14 protein-coding genes, 1 tRNA gene and 1 pseudogene are annotated in these 16,559 nt (G+C 49.9%); 5 read left to right on the top strand and 11 right to left on the bottom strand.

From position 1 onward, the window contains the following. Window positions 1-5 precede the first annotated feature (5 nt). Window positions 6-749 carry a DUF1573 domain-containing protein gene (locus tag ACN0YH_RS01925; RefSeq protein WP_417377864.1) on the top strand — a complete coding sequence of 248 codons (744 nt, stop codon included), beginning with the start codon at window positions 6-8 and terminating at the stop codon, window positions 747-749. 178 nt (window positions 750-927) lie between these two features. Here ACN0YH_RS01925 and ACN0YH_RS01920 read toward each other — a convergent pair. From ACN0YH_RS01920 to ACN0YH_RS01905, 4 genes and pseudogenes are all read right to left on the bottom strand, one after another. Next, a pseudogene (locus tag ACN0YH_RS01920) lies at window positions 928-1,136 on the bottom strand (transposase); the annotation flags it as partial. A 424-nt stretch (window positions 1,137-1,560) separates the two neighbouring features. Further along, window positions 1,561-2,253 carry an IS3 family transposase gene (locus ACN0YH_RS01915; RefSeq protein ID WP_417378205.1) on the bottom strand — a complete coding sequence of 231 codons (693 nt, stop codon included), beginning with the start codon at window positions 2,251-2,253 and terminating at the stop codon, window positions 1,561-1,563. 194 nt (window positions 2,254-2,447) lie between these two features. After that, window positions 2,448-2,573, bottom strand: coding sequence for a hypothetical protein (locus ACN0YH_RS01910; protein ID WP_417377863.1), 126 nt, complete (start codon window positions 2,571-2,573; stop codon window positions 2,448-2,450). A 354-nt stretch (window positions 2,574-2,927) separates the two neighbouring features. Continuing rightward, the gene (locus ACN0YH_RS01905; RefSeq protein ID WP_417377862.1) at window positions 2,928-4,418 is read right to left on the bottom strand and encodes a hypothetical protein; all 1,491 of its coding nucleotides are present in this window, start codon (window positions 4,416-4,418) and stop codon (window positions 2,928-2,930) included. A 314-nt stretch (window positions 4,419-4,732) separates the two neighbouring features. Between ACN0YH_RS01905 and ACN0YH_RS01900 the strand changes: the two genes are divergently transcribed. After that, window positions 4,733-5,206, top strand: a complete 474-nt coding sequence (locus ACN0YH_RS01900) for a hypothetical protein (protein WP_417377861.1) — start codon at window positions 4,733-4,735, stop codon at window positions 5,204-5,206. Window positions 5,207-5,473: 267 nt separating this feature from the next. Continuing rightward, window positions 5,474-5,677 carry a hypothetical protein gene (locus ACN0YH_RS01895; protein ID WP_417377860.1) on the top strand — a complete coding sequence of 68 codons (204 nt, stop codon included), beginning with the start codon at window positions 5,474-5,476 and terminating at the stop codon, window positions 5,675-5,677. Window positions 5,678-5,785: 108 nt separating this feature from the next. On the opposite strand, the gene ACN0YH_RS01890 is transcribed toward ACN0YH_RS01895, so the two are convergent. The 3 genes from ACN0YH_RS01890 to ACN0YH_RS01880 form a co-directional block, all read right to left on the bottom strand. Next, window positions 5,786-6,124: a helix-turn-helix domain-containing protein gene (locus ACN0YH_RS01890; RefSeq protein WP_417377859.1), complete on the bottom strand. Its 339-nt coding sequence runs from the start codon at window positions 6,122-6,124 to the stop codon at window positions 5,786-5,788. Window positions 6,125-6,823: 699 nt separating this feature from the next. Continuing rightward, a tRNA-Lys gene (locus tag ACN0YH_RS01885) sits at window positions 6,824-6,896 on the bottom strand. 273 nt (window positions 6,897-7,169) lie between these two features. Continuing rightward, the gene (locus ACN0YH_RS01880; protein ID WP_417377858.1) at window positions 7,170-8,753 is read right to left on the bottom strand and encodes an aldehyde dehydrogenase (NADP(+)); all 1,584 of its coding nucleotides are present in this window, start codon (window positions 8,751-8,753) and stop codon (window positions 7,170-7,172) included. A gap of 100 nt (window positions 8,754-8,853) precedes the next feature. Here ACN0YH_RS01880 and ACN0YH_RS01875 point away from each other — a divergent pair, with 100 nt between their 5' ends. Beyond that, complete coding sequence (locus tag ACN0YH_RS01875) at window positions 8,854-10,335, top strand: NAD(P)/FAD-dependent oxidoreductase (protein ID WP_417377857.1); 1,482 nt, start codon at window positions 8,854-8,856, stop codon at window positions 10,333-10,335. 186 nt (window positions 10,336-10,521) lie between these two features. Here ACN0YH_RS01875 and htpG read toward each other — a convergent pair whose 3' ends face one another. Next, window positions 10,522-12,432, bottom strand: a complete 1,911-nt coding sequence (gene htpG, locus ACN0YH_RS01870; RefSeq protein ID WP_417377856.1) for a molecular chaperone HtpG — start codon at window positions 12,430-12,432, stop codon at window positions 10,522-10,524. 295 nt (window positions 12,433-12,727) lie between these two features. Between htpG and ACN0YH_RS01865 the strand changes: the two genes are divergently transcribed. Further along, entirely contained in the window at window positions 12,728-13,621 is an 894-nt protein-coding gene (locus tag ACN0YH_RS01865; protein ID WP_417377855.1) for a TIM barrel protein, read from the top strand. A 44-nt stretch (window positions 13,622-13,665) separates the two neighbouring features. Here ACN0YH_RS01865 and csrA read toward each other — a convergent pair whose 3' ends face one another. The 3 genes from csrA to ACN0YH_RS01850 form a co-directional block, all read right to left on the bottom strand. Continuing rightward, on the bottom strand, window positions 13,666-13,863 hold the full coding sequence (gene csrA, locus ACN0YH_RS01860) for a carbon storage regulator CsrA (protein WP_417377854.1): 198 nt from the start codon (window positions 13,861-13,863) through the stop codon (window positions 13,666-13,668). Between the two features lie 244 nt (window positions 13,864-14,107). Continuing rightward, window positions 14,108-14,899, bottom strand: a complete 792-nt coding sequence (locus tag ACN0YH_RS01855) for an MOSC domain-containing protein (RefSeq protein WP_417377853.1) — start codon at window positions 14,897-14,899, stop codon at window positions 14,108-14,110. Between the two features lie 25 nt (window positions 14,900-14,924). Continuing rightward, window positions 14,925-16,523, bottom strand: coding sequence for a hypothetical protein (locus ACN0YH_RS01850; protein ID WP_417377852.1), 1,599 nt, complete (start codon window positions 16,521-16,523; stop codon window positions 14,925-14,927). Window positions 16,524-16,559 lie beyond the last annotated feature (36 nt).

The following is a 16,559-nucleotide window of genomic DNA, read 5'->3' as shown; positions in this document are numbered from 1 at the left end:
GCTCTATGTTCAAACCTAATTATTGTAAATCAGTTGGCTATATTTTAATTGCTTTAGTATCGTGTATGCTTGTGTATTCAATTTCACGTTCGGATTCAGCTACGCTTTCTAATTTTGAATTCTCCGAAAATCAGTTTACTTTTGATACATTGACTATTGGTGTTACCTCTGAGAAATCCATTCGATTTCGAAACAGATCCAAAAGCGTACTCAATATTTTAAGCGTTCGAGCGAGCTGTGGCTGCACTTCTGCGCGAGCTATTAAAAAAAAACTCTCCCCTGGTGAGGAAACTGAAATTATTGTTTCACTGAAAGGAGAGGTTGGTACAACAGTTGGAGAGGTTGGAACTGTAACCATCAAGACAGACATACAAAATAATTCTTCAATAGTTGTTCCCGTTGTTGTACATGCTCTTGAGGGCATGAACATTGTACCGACAGTACTTGATTTTCAATATGTTAATTTAACAGCAAAAGATTCCATACAAAAGAAAATATATGTGGTTTTTAATTCAAAAGAATTAGACTCAGAAAGTCCTATCATATGCACTTCATCTTCCAGTTGGTTTACAATTGAAAAAAGCACATATTCACCAGAGCGAAATGAAACACTATTCGTAGTTACTGTTAATCCTGACTCCCTATCAGAACGTGGGACTTTTGTTGATTACATCATGGTGCATGCGTTAGATTCTCGCCAAGAAATTCTTGTCTCAGAAATGATTAGTGTACGTATCAGGGCACAATAACAGATTCTATTAAATTTGTAACAGTTAAAAGTGGTATGTTTGGTCTGCTTTTCAAGAAATTGATCCAAATGTTATGAAGGTTCTTAGCGTTCTTTTGACGAGGAGAACTTTTGATGATAAAGCAACAAACTTTCTGTTAATTCCCGGGTCCTCGGTCTCTGCGATTAGAATTAAACTGTCAGGTTTTCATTCCGGTTTCCCAGTCATCGCTGAGTTCCACCAGGACCGCGGTCACCAGTCTCAGCAGCGACTACTCATTGGGAAACAGTCCCGCCTGCTGGTGCGCCGTTTTAATTCCTTGTTCTGGCGTTCCAGCATGTTCGTGGTTCGCATCCGCTTGCGATGTCCAGCAGGAATAGCGAATACTGTCAGTCCTTCCGAGATGTTGGGCGTGCCGCCGGGCAAACCCATCATGAGCGGGCCTCCTTATTCCAGGCCGGGATCTCGAATCGAATGCGAATGCCGCCCGGCAGATCTACGGCCATGACGGTGGCCGGTGAGGGCTTTGCAAGCGTGACGGGCAGGAAACCTGCCGACTTTCTGGCAGTCTGTCGCGGAGGGGCAGGCGCGCTTTTGTGAAACCGTTGATGGTCTGTCCGTTATCGGCCCACCAAATACACCTTGACTGCTGTAGTATTCTGAGTGTGTTTCAACCATCAACATATTCAGGAGCGAAAGCGATGCCCGCATCGCAGCCAACACAACGTGCCGACCAACGGCGGAACCCGGACCGTGAAGCGTTCTGGCGACAAACCCTTTCAGACCGTCTGCAATCCGGACTCTCGATTCGTGCTGACTTCCGTACCAGTTGTTATGAGAGCTTTTGGGGAACAGCAGTGTTTCTCTGGAAGGCGGACGTAGTCCGACTGGAAGAGATACACTGCTGCGAAAATTGTCTGGGGGTGAGGTAGCCCAGCGAACTGTGCGGGCGGACCTCGTTGTAATGTTGCTTCCAGGCCTCTGTCTGCCGGCGGGCGGATCTGAGGTTTTCAAACACCTCACAGTTCATGAATTCGTCCCGGACACGGCTGTGGAAACTCTCAGTGTATCCATTCTCCCAGGGGCTGCCCGGTTCGATATACAGCGTTCCCACGCCGATCTGCTTCAGCCAACTGCGAATCGCCTTGGACAGGAACTCACTGCCGTTGTCGCTGCGGAAATGCTCCGGCACGCCGTGAGTCCGAAACAGTTCAGCCAGTTGGTTGATCACATCCTCGCTGGTGATGTGCCGGTCCACCTTCAAGGCCAGACACTCCCTGGTATACTCGTCTAAAATGGAGAGCCACTTGAGCGTGGTCCCACTTTCTGTCCGATCAAAAATAAAATCACAGCACCACACGTGGTTTTTCCTTTCTGGTCGATGACGATGACAGGCATTCGCCCCCGTACCCAGCGCACGTATTTTCCTCTGTTTCCTGGGGACTTTGAGCCCTTCTCGACGCCACAAACGATAAATGCGTTTGGGATTCACCTTCCAGCCGGCTGCCTGCAACATTCTGCCGATTCGTCGTTACCCGAAACGGGGATGCTGGCGCACCAGTTTCAGAATCTGCTTCAGCAGAGCGGCTTCATCGTCAGAGGGAGCCGCCTGGTAGCGCTGACTGGAACGCGGCTGCTCCAGCACCCGGCAGGCTTTGCGTTCGGAAACATCGAACGTCTGCTGCAGATGCTGGACGGCCTGGCGTTTACGAGAAGGGCTTACCAGTTTCCCTCCGCGATTTCCTTGAGCATCGCTTTATCGAGTTCCGCCTCGGCGAGCAGCTTTTTGAGTCGGGTGTTTTCCTGCTCCAGATTCTTCAGTCGCTTGGCCTCTTCAGCTTTCATCCCACCATACTGAGTTTGCAGGGCATTGAACTTTCCACGAGCCAGCCACCGCTACAAAAGTGTTCGAGACGAGAGGACCGAATTACGTATCCGGTTATGCGAGAGATATTTTTATCTTGTATATGTTGTAAGAATTCGTTTCCCTTCAATTGGTCCTTTGTCAAAAACATATTTTGGTTGATTTAAAAAGTACTTTTTAAATCGGAAGAGAGATGATATTGTTAAAATCAAGTTCAGAACAATCTGGTCGACTTATCGCAGTCGGAGATATTCACGGCCATAAACTGGCTCAGGAATTATTGCTCAACGAATTGTCGCCCTAAAAAGAAGGTACAGTTATCGCTTTATTACAGACTACGACTTTGCTTTCCGCTTGCGGTAATGTCTGATGTATTTCTTAACAGTGGCCTCAGAGCGGTGGACTGCTGCCGCGATTTCTTTGCGGGGGACTTTCTGTTCATAGAGTTGCTCAATCTGTGTGACAATGTCGGATGTTACTTCCTTTCGCGAACCTTCAGATCGCACTCGCTCCGGAACCCTTTTCAACCAGTATTTGACCTTATCTTTGCTGAACCCCGTCTCTTTTACAATCATAGACAGGCTCCAACCTTTATAGGCAAGGTCAATGATCAGGTCTATCCCATTCTGGCGTTCTGCCACGTCACCACTTCTGGTGACTATTGTTTCTACGTCTATGTCCTTCACGTTGTCGTATATAGTTGCATGATGGATTCCGATCTCATCCGAAATCAGATATAAGCTCCAACCTCTCTCCCTCAGTTCACGACAAACTGCAATGAGTTGAGGGTCTGTTCTGCGGCCTGGCAAAAATTGCGTAACATCGACTTGGGGCAAACCCTTGCAGTGGTTCTTCACACGACCACGTGATATCTCCATTGCTTGCGCAATGAATCCGTAGCTCATTCTGAGTAGTCGAAGTTCGCGCGCTTCAGCGATCTCTTGTCGCACTGAGTCCACATCGCGCTTGGAGGGATCTGCGTAAATAGCAAAGATCTGTTCTGCAACCAACCGTTTGCGTTCAAGGCAGAGGAGATCCGGCGAGTAGTAAAGCCAACGGAGGACCTTATAGGCCGACCAGCTACCGATCCGAAGCACATGTACTATCCCCGTTTCCGGAACTAGGTTGGTCCCACCGCTTTCTTTCTCGAGTATAGAGATCGTCAACTCTCCCTCAATCTGGCTCTCGATCGCGATTTTCAGCTCTTCAAGGAACGGCTTGCTTGCAGAGTATACTGCGATGCCGGGATACTGGTATTCGTAGACCGTTTCCTTGCCCTTAACTTGGCGATAGTTGTGAATCCAGATGGAGCCATCACCGTCGATCACGCCACGAACGAAGTCGCGAATGTGTTCTACCGGAATGTTCTTTGGGAATTTAAGGATATGCGATTTATTTGGAACGACGCCAAACTGCGACAACCAAGCTACAAGTTTGGTTTCCCGTCGTTGCAGGGTGTACAAGGCCTGACGCTCTCGACGCACCCGGCAGCCAGGTGCCAATGTAGCCTGAATACTCTCCAGGTAATTCCTATTTGACGACGATTCGATGATTTCGCCATCCTTCTTCTCAAGCACCCAGACTTGTTCTGCTGTCTTCCGAACTGTTGCCTCTGGCCAGAGTCTCGACTGGATAGCCAATAGCCACGGTTCGTTTACTTGGTCAAGTTTTGGACGGTCTTCGTAAACATTTCCATCGGTAGCCGTGGCACCAAGGAAGTACATCGCATCTGGATGAAGACTTTCGAAAAAATGGAACTTCCTCATATTCTCTGTGGCCTTATCATCAAACTCGACAGTATCGTCCCCAAGGACGAAAAGAACCACGCGCTTTTTCGTTTTGGATTTGTGCTAAAGCATTACATCCATCAAGGCACCATCCTGATGAAAAACATCTCTCATGATACGTTTCATGTAAACGTCTGTAAACGTTGTCTGTTCGTTTGTTTTAGGCCATTACTATTCTGGTACAGCCTTCTATGGGCTGAACAATTCGGGACACGACTTCCGATTTCCATGATTTCGATGTGAGTGTGAAGAGGGGGGCAAAGCTCCGAGGGACATGTCATTGAAAGATTGTTGTGATAAATCTCTTGAAACCAAAGTACACACTAAACTTTTTTTTGAGTTAATTCAACTGAATGGCCAGGCTCTCACAACTAACTTCAACGGCCGAAATCGCTACCTGTTTCCGAGATGATAGTATCCACGAGATTCCAAATGAACGACTTGAGGAGTTTCAATACCTTTCTGGAGAGATCGCAGATTACTTGGCTCTTTATAATAAGAACGGTGATGTGATTGTATGTGAGGTATTCCACTGTAAAGGATCTGGCGGAACCTCTCCAGGTGGTCGAGTTGGAGACGCATATGAAGTTGCAGGACAAATTGTAAAAAGTGTGATTTTGGCAAGATCGCCCTCGGCTCTGAAGTCCCAGTTGATTCGGCGCTTGGCTTCAGGTTCTACCATTTGTAAAAGGACTCTTATTGAACTGGAAAGCTTAATTGATGATGCTGAAAGAATGAGGTTTGAATTTCGTGTGTGTCTGGTTCAACCTGGTATTTCAGTTACTACTATGACTGATTCGGTATCTCGGGTCCTTGCAGCAGCCTAACCGTTTATCGCTCTTTGTTTTGTGCAGGAGCAGCTCTTGGTTTCTTCTTAAAATCACGGACATCAATATGAATGGAGAGCTGATTAAGGGACGATCTCGATTACGACGATTTTGGCAAACATAATGAAAAACACTTTATTGAAAATGATTTTATTGCACAGAAGCATGTTCTCCAGTGGCATCCCTTAGCACTGGGTAATCGACCCCACAACTGGGCGTCTCGCGACTTAATCCTTGACCAAAGGGGATGCCCCCGACGTGGCGTAGATGAACGCCCGCGTGCAGAAGATGATTACGGAGACGCTGCGGAGCGAGGGAGTCGAAGAGATCTTCAAAATGGGGCAGGTCGATATATTCGACCCGGATTACTGCAGAAATCAGATTGAGACCAATGGGCTGATTGAGGGAGTGGTCAGGCAGAGTTACCCGCAATCCTGTAATCTCAACCTCGTGAGTTGTTCCGGAAAGTAACTGCTTGATTGCACGCGGATCTTGTGAGAATTCTGATAATAACCAGCCATCAATGGTAAACGATTGATAGCTGGTTTCTCATTTACCTTTGTCGCAGGCTACGAAAACTCAGCATGTCAAATCCCGTTTCTCGATCTGCGAGAATGATCTGATCTGCAAGAAATTCACTTCTTGTCTGTGGGTGTAAATTACTTGTTTCAATTCAGACCCGTTAAATTGATTCAGCAGACGATGAAGCGTCATCCGTGATATCCCGGTGGCTTCTGAGATCTCACGCACGGAAGCACCTTGCTGGTGCAGTTCCCGGATCTGGTCGACTGCTTTGCGGGTTGTATAGGCCTGTGGCTGACGTTGGATGGGACCACTGGGAGCTTCGGCAAACATGGGTCTCAGATAGCCTCTGACTTTGCGGATTGCCTGGCAGGTATTTACACCTGAAATTTGCATTCAATTCAAGGGCTGGAAATGAGCAAAATAATGGTGGGAAAAATGAGCGAGGCTTCCTGTTTTAACGCAAAAAAAGGTATCACCAAGGGTATCACCGGGGGAAATTTAAAAAAAAAACGAAGATTTCAAAAATGCATAAGCCTTTATTATATAACGCAATAGCGTTAGTCGGGATAACAAGATTTGAACTTGCGACTTCTGCGTCCCGAACGTATTGGCTACGTGGGGAGCTTTCAAGGTCAGTGGTTGAGTGTGCGAGGTGAATCGGAGCGGGAGATATGACCGGTTGGCCGTACGCTGGTCGTGATCCCCGACGGCGACTTAACCTTGAAAGCGATGTCCCAACATGGCTGAGCCATTTCGAACGATGATGGTGACTTGCGTTTTATTTTGGAAAGGATTTGACTCTTTCCAGGCACGGTTTCTCAATATCTACACGCCGCGAGATGCCGGTTATCTCTTCAACACCAGCGCGAATACCCCCCCCCAATGAGAGCCATCGGTATAACATTTAGTAGTTGAAATGTCATCCGGACAAAGGCGTAGAGTACCATCAGCACAGGTGGCGTATCATTTTCTAACCGCTGTTTGCATACAAATAAAACGAGCAAATCAGGTACACTTTGAAAATCAAGCACTTAGGTACAAGGTCAGTAAAATAAAAAAGCCCTAAGCTGTTGAAGCTTAAGGCTTTATGAATGAGGGCGCAGGGACTTGAACCCTGGACCTACGGATTAAAAGTCCGTTGCTCTACCAACTGAGCTACGCCCTCATTTGTTCTTACTGTATTGGATACGGCTGGATCTTGAAGCGTTGGAATTCACTTGCTGTTCTCGACAGGCCGTTTGTTGACTGAGTCAGGATGATAGCAACAGACACGTTGATTACACAACATTACGAGCAAAAAAAATCATTGTAAATTCATATTTTCTCAGTGCTTAGTCGTATAGACGCTTCTTCATCGCAGCAGGTTCGCCGATTACGCTCTCTGAACGTTTCTGAACCCGTTTTCCTGCTGCCTTTGCTACCACAAACTGCCCTGTGATTACGCCTCGTAGTCGGCCTGTGTGTACATTCCATCAATATACCGCCATAGACTGCCGTTCGGGTTTTTCGGTTGTAACGCTGCGGGAAGACGCTGCGGACGGACGTTGTCGTAGCACTGCAGCATCGAAAACCGGTGAATGGCGGCGGGAATTCCGACCGAGGTGAAGACCGGATGTCCTGTCGAAGGGTAGGGGCCGCCATGGTTCATCGCCGGGCTGACAGCCACGCCGGTGGGCATCTTGTCGTTCAGCAGGCGTCCCACTTTCTGACGCAACGCAGGGGCCAGTTGCTCGTACAAGCCTTCATCTTCGTCATCGGTATGACTGTAAATACAGCCGGTGAGATTGCCTTCCAGGCATTCGGCGATCTGGACCAGTTGTTCGTCGGAGTCGGCCACGACGATCAGCGAGCTGTTTCCGAAGGCTTCTGCTTGCAGGGCTTCCGGAGTTTCCAGAAACTGGCTGCCGCTGACTTTGAGCAGGGTGTTCGCACAGGAGAAGCCGGGGCCGTCGGTCTGCTGGCCACCAGTGACCAGCGTGGCGCCGGCGGATTGGATGGCGGTGATACCGGACTGGAAGCCGCGCTGTACCCCTTCGCCTAGCAGAATGCCCGCAGGGGCGGCTTCGAATTTCTGTTTGACCGCTTCAATGAAGGCCTCGGCGGTTTCACCTGATTTGATGGCGACCAGACCGGGGTTGGTACAGAACTGGCCAGTACCCATCAGGCAGCTCCCTTTGAATTCTTCGGCAATGTCGTCGCCTCGTTCGGCTAACGCACCGGGCAGAATGAAGACCGGGTTGATGCTGGAGAGTTCGAGGTAGACCGGTTTGCCTGCTTTGTCGGCGGCTTCTTTGATTGTGAGGCCTGCACTCCGTCCGCCGGTATAACCGATGGCGCCCATCAGTGGATGAGACACCAGCCTGCAACCATCTGCGTGACTCGTGCGATAAATGAGCTGAACGAAACCAGCGGGCATGTCGGTCGCTTTGGCAGCAGTATCGGCGGCTTCCGCGAAGATCTGTGTGGTTCGGGGATGCGAAGAGTGGCCTTTGGCGATCACAGGGTTTCCCGCGGCGACGGCAGCAGCGAAGTCACCGCCGGCGATGCTGTTGAACGCGAAGGGAAAATTGTTCGGGCCAAAAACAGCGACTGGACCAATCGGACCAAACATCGAACCGATGCCGGCAGCAGTGTCGATCGTCGGTTGTGCCCACGAACCTTCGCGGGCATGTGTGGCTGCCTGACGCAGTTGATTGGTTGTGCGGGGAAGTTCGCCGTCTCGCAAGCGGGGTGACTCGGGGTAGCCCGTTTCCAGATTTGCAGTCGTGACCAGTTCGTCGGCTCGTTTTTCGATTTCGTCGGCATAGGCTTCCAGAAAGGCGGCAAAGCGTTCGCCTGGCCAGCCTCGCATGGCTTTCGCGGCATCGGCAGCCGCTTCGACTGCGGATTCGATTTCATCCCAGGCGCTGACGGGGAACGCGGGTTCCAGTGCTTCCGCTGTGGCCGGGTTGACTGCCTGGAAGCTGGTGGTGCCTGTAGAAGTAATCCATTGTCCGTTGATGAGAACCGGTTGTATCTGCATGATCTATCCTTCTGAACCTGCCTTTGAGTCAGCAATCGGTTAGTATGTCTGCTGCGATTTGTTTATCAAACTCTGAATCAAGTAGAATCAATCCACTCTCATGCAGCAATTTGACGTCGTGATTCTGGGAGCCGGCTTTGGTGGCAGCCTGACGGCACTGTTGCTGGACCGCATCGGTCTGTCGGTCGCTCTGATCGACCGCGGCACACATCCCCGTTTTTCGATTGGGGAATCGTCAACACCCGCCGCCGGCTATCTGCTGCAATCACTGTCCCAGAAGTATGATCTTCCACAATTTCAGCCATTTTGCAAGTATGGGACGTGGCAACAGACCTGTCCCGACATCGCCTGTGGGGTGAAACGGGGCTTCAGTTACTTCGCCCATCAGCCAGGCCAGATGTTTCAAACAGAACCCGCGCATGGCAGTGAACTGCTGGTGACAGCGAATTTAAGTGAACCGCTGGCGGATACACACTGGTACCGGGCGGACGTTGATGAATTCTTCGCAAAGGAGGTCCGGAAGTCAAACGTTTTGTATCTGGACCAGACGGAAATTCAACTGCAGCGGACGGCAGGCTGGGAGGTATCAGGCAGGAGAAACGGGGAGGATGTCTCTCTGCGGGCAGCCTTTCTGATTGATGCGAGTGGAACTGCAGGTCTGGTGCCCCGCGCGTTGGGAATGGTACCACAGACGGAATTCGCCACACGGTCCCGCGCGATTTATGGACACTTCCAAGACGTCAAACTGTGGGATGAGATACTGGAACAGAATAACGTTGACCGCGGTGATTATCCGTTTGTCTGTGATCAGGCAGCCTTGCATCACGTACTGCAGGAAGGCTGGATGTGGCAATTGCGGTTCAATAACGGTATCACCAGTGCAGGCTTTGTTCTGGATGAGCGACAGGCAGATCAAGACTGGCAGCAGATGCTGGATCGCTATCCAGCGATCCAGGCACAATTCGCCGAGGCATCTGTCATCGGGCCGGAAACGGGACTTGTTACTACGGGGCGTCTACAGCGGGGGTGGGCACAATGTGCGGGACCCGACTGGGCATTGCTGCCTCATACGGCGGGATTTATTGATCCATTGCACAGCACAGGCATCGCGCAGACATTCTGCGGGATTGAGCGACTGGTCTCTGTGCTGGAACAGCATTGGACAAAAGACGCGAGGCGGGAGCAGTTAGCCAACTATTCAGACTCATTACAGAAAGAGCGGGCGTTGATTGATCGGCTGGTGGCCTGTTGTTATCGCAGCCGATTTGATTTCAGTCTGTTTGCTGCGAGTACCCTGTTTTATTTTGCGGCGGCGACTTGCTTTGAGCATCAACGCAGTCAGGAACAGAAACAGCCGTTGTTTTTGTGTGCCGATGATGGGGAGTTTACGCAGACGGTGGGGCAGTGGTTGGAACTGGTTTCACTGCTGGAGCAGAGGCAAGCAGTTCCGGCGTATGAAATCAGGCAGGCAGTGAAGCAGGCGGAGCAGATGCTGGTGCCCTGGGATCGAGTCGGCTTGTTTCAGCCAGTAGTGCCTCACATGTATTACTACACCGCGGCTCCGGAGATGGAACCGCGGTGAGCGAAATACGACTCAATAACGTTTCTGAAATAGAACGCGTCATTGCAAATGCGAGGAACCGGGCTAATGCCCTTCGGCTAATTGCTGTTAACAAAATCAGCCGCACGGCGTTAGTCGCGGTTATCTCCGATCTCTGTGTGATCGTATTTCTGAGAATTACTCTCAATACGATTCAATTCGCATTACCTATGTGATGATGGGAGATCGTTTCTGCGCGAGTTCTTCCATCATGCTCTGGATGTTTTCCGTAATCTGTTCGGGGCTGGTTGCGATGCCCGTCATCAGGGAGGCATTCCAGAACAGCTGTCGGCCGCATTGTTTGATGAAGGCGTGCTGATCGCTGTTCGAAGAAAGCGTAGTGAGTCGTTTGATGAGCTCGGCGTCGGGATTGATTTCCAGAATCCGTTTCGTCGTCGGGAAATCTTTGTTGCCCATGCTCAACACTTTTTGCAGTTGCGAGCTGATCGCGCCTTCCGGCATGACCAGGCAGCAGGGGCTGTCAGTCAGACGATCTGATTTCGTAACCGATTCAACATCGTCCTTGAGTTCTTCCTGGAACAGGGAGAGGACCTTTTCGAATTCGGGGGAAACCGGTTCTTGGGACTCTTCTTTTTTCTCTGCGGTTTCTTCAGATTCATCGTCGGTTTTTTCTTCGCCGGGCAGCTTGACGTTTGACGAATCGATGGAAACGATGTCATGGTCGGAGAACTTTGCCAGATTGGACAGGACGATTTCGTCCATCGGGTCTTCCAGGTAGAAGACTTCAATCCCTTTCTTGCGGAAGATTTCCAGGTTGGGGTTACGGGCAATTGTATTGAAATCGTTTCCGCCCAGGTAATAGATCTGCTTCTGATCTTCACCTGCCCGTTCCAGGTAGGCTTCCAGCGAGAAGAGTTCTGTCTGGGAGGCACCCTGGGACGACGGGAATCGCAATAATTTAGCGAGGGCATCGCGATTATCAAAATCGGAGCCAATGCCTTCTCGCAGGGCGCTGCCGAACTGACGATAGAACTCGAGGTATTTTTCCTCGTCGTCTTTGGCGATGGATGCCAGATGAGAGAGCACACGCTTGGTGAGCACTTTTTTGATTTTGCGGAAGACGGTGTTGTCCTGCAGCGATTCACGCGAAATGTTCAACGGGAGGTCTGCGGAATCGACGAGTCCGTACAGGAACCGCAGGTATTCAGGGAGTAGGTCACGGTTATCGTTCTGGACCAGGATGCGTTTGGCACACAGGCTGATGCCGTGTTCGGTGCGTCCGAAGCCCATCAGTTCCAGGTTGGTCTGCGGGCAGTAGAGGATGCAGTGGAACTGGAACGGGGAATCACTGCTGAGGTGCAGATGCCAGCGGGCGGAATCTTCGCCGTTGTGAGCAAGATACTGGTAGAAGCCGTCGTACTGTTCCTGGGTGAGCTGCGTTTTGGGCTCGATCCAGATCGGTTTTTGATCGTTGACCAGTTCTTCGCCGATTTTGATCGGGTAGGGGACGAAGGTGGAATATTTTTTCAGGATGAATTTCAAACGCGTATCGTCGGTATACTCATCCAGATCTTTGCGCAGATGCAGGCGAATGGAAGTTCCGCGTTGCAGGTCGGCCTGGGGTTCGATGGTGAAGGAGCCGCTTCCATCTGATTCCCATTTATAGCCGGTCTCGTCTTTGTAGCTGCGCGTCAGGACTTCCACTTTGTCGGCCAGCATGAATGCAGAATAGAAGCCGACGCCGAACTTACCGATCAGGGAGACTTCTTCTTTCTGGTCTCCGGCGGCTTTGCTTAAAAAGTCCAGAGAACCGCTGTGGGCAATGGTGCCGATGTTTTCGATTAATTCATCGTGCGTCATGCCGACACCATTATCGGTGATCGCAAGGACCCGGTTTTCAGAATCGGGTTCCAGGCAGATTTCCAGCGGCTGATCGTCTTTGGCAGATTCATCGGTCAAAGAGATGAAGCGGAATTTGTCTAACGCATCGGAGGCGTTTGAAATGAGCTCCCGGATCGCGATTTCCCGGTTCTGGTACAGCGAGTGTGAGAGCAAATCCAGAAGTTTTTTGATTTCAGCCTGAAAGGTAAATTTTTCGGGTGCGGTTTTTTCGTTCATGGTCTTACTCGGAATCAAATTATAAAAAGTCAACAGTCGTTCTATTTAAACGCGGGAAAGAATTGGTTTTCCCGCTGACAGTACTGATCCTGACCTGTTTTATAAAAGGAATGAGTTTTATTGTAAAGCAGCCGGCTCCTTCTGCTTGTGTTGTTGATTCAGAAATCAGCAGAAAGTTGTTTGTATTCTCTCTTGTGAATCAGTAATAATAGGTAAGATCAATGAACCGGGCAGAGAGCTGATTTTTCTCAGCGATCAATAAATACCGTATTAATATACTCTGGAGAATGCACTCATGGACTATTACTCACGTCGCGACTTTTTGAAAACCGCTGCCGCTGGAAGTACTCTGGCGTTAGGCTGTGGTTTAGCGGGTTCCGTGTTTGCAGAAAAAAAATCACCAAAACAGGCGCAGTATGGCCTGGTGACATATCAGTGGGCCAAGGACTGGGATCTGCCAACCCTGTTGAAAAACTGTGAAACGGCGAATGTTCTGGGCGTCGAATTACGCACTACCCATGCCCATGGTGTGGAACGTACGTTGACAGCAGATCAGCGGAAGGAAGTCGCCAAACGATTTACGGACAGCCCGGTGACTTTGGTTGGAATTGGCAGCAACGAACGTTATGACAATCCCGATCCGATCAAATTGAAGAAAGCGATCGCCGATACGAAGGACTTTATTAAACTCAGTCATGATGTCGGGGGAACGGGCGTGAAGGTGAAGCCCGATTCATTCCACGTTGGCGTTCCGGAAAATGTGACGATTGAACAAATCGGAAAGTCGCTGAATGAACTGGGGGAGTATGGTCAGGGCTTCGGTCAGCAGATTCGCCTGGAAGTGCACGGCAAATGTGCTCATCTGCCCACGATTCGAAAAATCCTGGACGTTGCCGTTCATCCGAACGTAGCGATCTGCTGGAACTGCAATAAGCAGGACTTGGAAGGGGCAGGGCTGGCTGCGAATTTTGCGATGGTCAAAGATCGCTTAGGTGACACGACACATATTCACGATCTGATCCACAACCCGTATCCACACAAAGAGTTTTTCGAGTTGATGGCAGGCGCAAATTATACGGGTTGGCTGATGCTCGAAGAGGGGAAGCTGCCCAAGACAGATACAGTAGCTGCATTGGCCGAGCAACGAAAAGTCTTCGATAAAATGTGGGCCCAGGCACAGGACAGCTGAAAGCAGCTTATGAACGCCTGATGGTGTGAAAGGGAATCGACTGCTTACGGAGTTTCGCAGTTGGTGTTGTCGTGCTCGCTCTGTGCTTTAATCGCGGCGTAGACTTCTTCCCGATGCACGGTCACATCTTTCGGTGCTTCAATACCAAGTCGTACTTTATCGTTTTTGATTTCAATCACCATTAAGGTGATGGAATCTCCAATAATGATCTTTTCGTCTTTTTTTCGGCTGAGGACAAGCATCGCGATTCCCTGCGAATAAGTGGGGAGAACATCTGCGTTAAAGGCTTCCTCTGAGTCTGAAAAAATATTCATGTTCAGAAAAAGCGACACCTGAAACTTAGCGTACTGTTTTCAGGGTGTCTGCTGCGATCTCCAAAAAATGCAGGGTATTCCAGTAACCGATTCACTTGAGGAATCAGTTGTAGGAGTTGTACCGTTTATAGTTTCTCATTTTTGGGAGTCTATTCGGATTGTACCCTATGCCTCATTTGAGGATTTTCAGCGAATCTCCCACGTGTAGCCGTAACGAAACATCTTTTGAAGAGCTGGGAAGTCGGGTATTCACGGCCAGTCGGTACATGTTTTGAAACAGGCTGCGATTTCCCCAGGCTGGAAATGTTTCCGCTCGTTTTCGGATGAATGTTTTCATGAATTGCGGATCGCCGTCTCCGGAATAAGGAGAACGGGAGGGGACCACACAGCGTTTACAGGGGTTGGAACCATCGAATGTGACGGAGCCGATCTGAAATTGTACCGGGGGATCTTCCGCCGAATATAAACGGTCTTCACAGAAGGGAAGGTCGCCGTCAAATTCCAGGTTGGCTCGAAAGCGCAGCCGTAATTCTTCGACTGAAATAGTCGGATACCAGCGCGCCAGTTCCTCATAAGTCTGTGTGCTGATGATTGTTGGTCCGGACGCGACCGGGTCATCGGGAAAGCCGGTCTCGCAATTCTCCTGTATATGAACCCTGGTCTTTAATTGGTCGCTTAACCAGTCTGCGAGTTCACGCTGGTCAGCAGCCAGTGCGAAATGGACGGATTCTGTGGACTGATGCGGGACAGAAAGCGTGACCGATTGTGCGGCGAGATCGAATTTCGCACGGATCTGCTGAATCGCCGGGTACTGTTTTCCATTGATCAATTTTCCGGACTGATCAAACAGGGCAAATTGACGATCACTTGTGAGTGCACCGCAGGGGAGAAGATCGGACTGATCGACGTAGACCGGATCCAGTGATTTCACGGGATACACAGCGATAGAGGAGAGCGTCCACATAGTGCGGGTAGTTCCATCAAAGAGTTCAGCGTTTACGGTTATTTCCGGACAGCTGTTTTAAATCCTGGATCTCGGTTTTCAGATCAATGATCCCCGTAGGACTCAGGAAACGGTCAATGCGGTTACCGGTTTCTTTGCAGAGGCTGGCAATTCTCGCCTGAGCGGTTCTGTTATTTTGTGCCTGAGCTGCTTCGACCGATGACACACGAATTACATTCAGTTTATCCTGAAAAATCTTTCTGGGAGAAAGTTCACTTTCCAGTCCCCGGATACCGGCGTCAACTTTGTCCCATTCTTCGCGTTTGGCCCACCTGCGGATGCGCGAGAATTTCATAGAGAGTTCAGCCACTGCTTCGATCAGTTCTCCGTTGAGGACTGCCAGTTCACCTTCTACGCCGAGCCGAATTCGATCGTCGGGTATCTGGATCGAGATTTGTGAGTCAATGCCGGGAAGATAAGGGACATTCGCCACCAGTGCTTTGCCACTGCGGATGTATAGCCAGATCAGGGGTTGCTGTGGATCTGCGTCGATCTCAATTGTTCCACTGCGATTTGTCAGAAACTCACCTGTTACATAATCCGGTTCTTTCAGAGGCTTTTTGGTTTCTTCGCTCTCCTTTTTCGCCGCAATCTGCAACTGACGGACTTCCTGCGGGTTGAGAGGCGAAGTCTGGACTTTCATGCCAGCATAAGTTTGTGTCGAAGTTCCCCGGGGAATCAGAGATAATTCTGTTACCTGGTGACGTGGCTGGACATGGAGGGCCAGCGTTTCGACACGCCGCCGGCTGCCGCCCAGGATGCCACGTAAACCGGATGTGACAGAGCAGGTCGCATGCTTGCGATCCACTTTTTCGATCTCAAGATAGGTCCAGGGGATCATCTGGATGTTTTTGACTTCTCTGTCACGATTCAGATAGCGAAAAAATGGCAGAAAGAACGTGTTGATTTCCAGAGTGGCAACACCGGGATCGGGAGTGAGAAACTGGCTGGCCTGCTCGCTGACGGTTACCTGTTCTCCGTCCACTGTTTCAATACTCACGACAGAGGAAAACAGGTTGCGCAGTAAATCAAACGTTGTTTCCGCAAGAAATAGTTTTTCATATGTGATTTTATCAGACAGCGGACTGAGTCGCTGTGAATAATAATCAAACTCTCTCCCGGAAATGCGATAGCCGATGCCTGCCGGTTCAATGACAATCAGAAACAGTTTCTCAAAAGGCTGATCGGGGTAGCGTGCGAGGATCTCTTCCGGCTGTAAACGTGACAAACCAGCCGCAGTACAGAGTGGTAACCAGCGATTTTCGAAGATGCCTGTTGTCGCTTCCGCCTGGGGAATACCTGGTTGATTCAGCAACCATTTCTCACCGACAGAACGTTCAATGATTTGATGCAGCTGATGCTGCAGACGCTGTCGTTCAAACTCATTGAGTCTGGTTTCCGGATCGCAGGCGATTTCAATCCGGGTACGGTACGGCTTTAAGCTGATGTGCAGGTTCGGGTCTACGCTGGACTCAGTAGTAACTGAAACTGCTGCTTGCGCATAAAGCGTTCTTGTCGCGGGAACAGAGAGAATCCCGAGAATGAGCATACAGCAGTAAAATTTCAAACCAGTGAACTGAGACATTACTTTTCCGAACTTGAAACTGACAGCATCATCAGA

Source organism: Gimesia sp., assembly GCF_048262075.1.
Taxonomy (GTDB): domain Bacteria; phylum Planctomycetota; class Planctomycetia; order Planctomycetales; family Planctomycetaceae; genus Gimesia.
Note: the sequence above shows the minus strand (reverse complement) of the source record. Positions and strands in the feature narration are given on the sequence as shown.